Source organism: Pseudomonas sp. P20, from assembly GCF_016463925.1.
In the GTDB taxonomy this organism is placed as follows: domain Bacteria; phylum Pseudomonadota; class Gammaproteobacteria; order Pseudomonadales; family Pseudomonadaceae; genus Pseudomonas; species Pseudomonas aeruginosa.
In genome coordinates this window covers 1-2,329 of record NZ_JAEMVM010000095.1, presented here as the reverse complement: position 1 = coordinate 2,329, position 2,329 = coordinate 1, and the positions used below count along the sequence as shown (strand labels likewise).

The 2,329-nt window shown below is 62.5% G+C and carries 3 protein-coding genes; all 3 read left to right on the top strand.

The window, feature by feature from the left end:
• The first annotated feature begins 109 nt into the window (after positions 1 to 109).
• The gene (locus JHD77_RS31780) at positions 110 to 817 is read left to right on the top strand and encodes a paraquat-inducible protein A (RefSeq protein WP_079380608.1); all 708 of its coding nucleotides are present in this window, start codon (positions 110 to 112) and stop codon (positions 815 to 817) included.
• Complete coding sequence (locus JHD77_RS31775) at positions 804 to 1,424, top strand: paraquat-inducible protein A (protein ID WP_003107436.1); 621 nt, start codon at positions 804 to 806, stop codon at positions 1,422 to 1,424. The genes JHD77_RS31780 and JHD77_RS31775 overlap by 14 nt, the downstream gene beginning before the upstream one ends.
• On the top strand, positions 1,417 to 2,329 hold a 913-nt coding region (locus JHD77_RS31770), incomplete at its 3' end, for a PqiB family protein (RefSeq protein WP_033943452.1). The genes JHD77_RS31775 and JHD77_RS31770, both read left to right, overlap by 8 nt.

Here is a 2,329-nt window from a genome sequence, read left to right as displayed (position 1 = left end):
TTTTGCTTTTGCGCGCGGAAAAGTGGCAAGCCAGCAGCGCTGCGGACGGTAATCGAAAAACTTCGAGAGCTGCCGGGCGGCGTACTTCCGAGGGCATGGGAGACGCGATTTGCACTGTGCGCTCGTCTACAATAGCCGACAAATCCAGCCGAGCTCATTCATGTCCGATACCGATGTCCGTGGCCTGCAGGATCTTCCCCTGGAAGAACTGGTTGCTTGCCATGAGTGTGATCTGTTGATGCGCCGGGAACCCCTGGGACCGGGCGAGAAAGCCAATTGTCCGCGCTGCGGTTTCGAGTTGGCCGCGCATCGCCATCAATGGCAACGCCGTTGCTTCGCGCTGGTTCTGACGGCGCTATTCCTCTATATCCCAGCCAATTTCCTGCCGATCATGAATCTCAGCCTGCTCGGCCAGACCCGCAGCGATACGGTCTGGACGGGAGTGCTCGGTCTTTACGACAGTGGCATGCAGGGCGTCGCCATCCTGGTATTCCTGTGCAGCATGGTGATCCCGTTGGTCAAGTTGCTCTGCCAGTTGCTGGTGATGATCAGCGTGCGTTTCGGCATCGCCCGTCACATCGGCATGCTGCTCTACCGCGGCTATCACCATCTGCGCGAGTGGGGGATGCTCGAGGTCTACCTCATGGGTATCCTGGTTTCCATCGTCAAGCTGATCGACATGGCCGACCTCAGCCTGGGCATCGGCCTGGCCTGTTTCGTGGCGCTGCTGTTCACCCAGGTCTGGCTGGAGGTCACCATGTCGCCGCACCAGGTATGGGAAGCGCTGGGCGGCGAGGACGACGATGCGCGCGCTTGATGCCGGAATCCTGGTGTGCGGCGAGTGCCACCAGTTGAATCGCGCCGACGGGGACGAGCATCCGCGTTGCAGCCGCTGCGGTGCGGTGCTGCACGCCCGGCGCCCAAACAGCCTCACGCGCACCTGGGCGTTGCTGATCACCGCGGCGATTCTCTACATACCCGCCAACCTGCTGCCGATCATGACGGTCAACCTCTTCGGCAGCGGAATGCCCGCCACCATCATGGAGGGCGTGGTCGAACTGGTGCATGCCGACATGTTCCCCATCGCCATGGTGGTGTTCGTCGCCAGTATCCTGGTTCCTACTTTCAAACTGGTGGGCATCGCCCTGCTGCTCTATTCGGTGCAGCGGCACCAGCCGATGTCGGCCCGCCAGCGTATCCTGATGTATCGCTTCATCGAATGGATCGGGCGCTGGTCGATGCTCGATATCTTCGTCATCGCCATCCTCGTGGCGCTGGTGAATTTCGGCAACCTGGCGAGCATCGAGGCCAACCTCGGCGCCGCCGCCTTCGCCAGCGTGGTGGTGCTCACCATGCTCGCCGCCGTGACGTTCGACCCCCGGCTGATCTGGGACAACACCAATCTGGATGACGAGAATGAGTGATCTGCCAAGTCCGAAGAAACACAAGACCTCGAACTGGTCGGCGATCTGGGTGCTGCCGCTGGTAGCCCTGGCCATCGGTGCCTGGCTGGCGTGGCGTGCCTTCGACCAGGCTGGCGTGGACATCCAGGTTCGCTTCGAGAGCGGCGACGGGATCCAGGCCAACAAGACCGAGGTGCTGTACAAGGGCATCTCGGTGGGCAAGGTGACCGACCTGCATGTCAGCAAGGACATCAAGGGCGTGGTCGCGACCATCGAGATCAAGAAGGAAGCCCAGGAGTACCTGAGCAAGGACACCCGCTTCTGGCTGGTCAAGCCGCGGGTTTCCCTGGCTGGCGTCACCGGCCTGGAAACCCTGGTCTCCGGCGTCTACATCGCGGTCGATCCGGTGAAGGGCGAGAAGGAAGAACGCTACTTCACCGCGTTGAAGGAGCCGCCACCCCTTTCCGACAAGCTGCCCGGCCTGCACCTGACCCTCAAGGCCGATCGCCTGGGCTCCCTGGAGCAGGGCAGCCCGGTGTTCTACCGGCAGATCCAGGTCGGCCAGGTGAAGAGCTTCCAGTTAGGCGATGACCAGAGGACCATCGAGATCAAGGTGCACATCGAGCCGGCCTACGCCGACCTGGTGCGCAAGCACACGCGATTCTGGAACGCCAGCGGCATCTCCATTTCCGGCGGCCTGTCCGGCTTCAAGGTGCACAGCGAGTCGCTGCTGACCCTGGTCGCCGGCGGTATCGCCTTCTCCACCCCGGAGAACCGCACCGACAGCCCGCCGACCGATCCGAGCAAGCCGTTCCGCCTGTACGACGACTACGACGCGGCCCAGGCCGGTCTGCGCGTGAAGCTGAAGATGAACGACGTCAGTGGTATCGATCCGGGCCGCACTCCGGTGATGTTCAACGGCGTGC

What these genes read in the sequence shown, in the direction of transcription:
- JHD77_RS31775 (WP_003107436.1), top strand. Translation starts at nt 804, where the DNA reads ATGCGCGCGCTTGATGCCGGAATCCTGGTGTGCGGCGAGTGCCACCAG.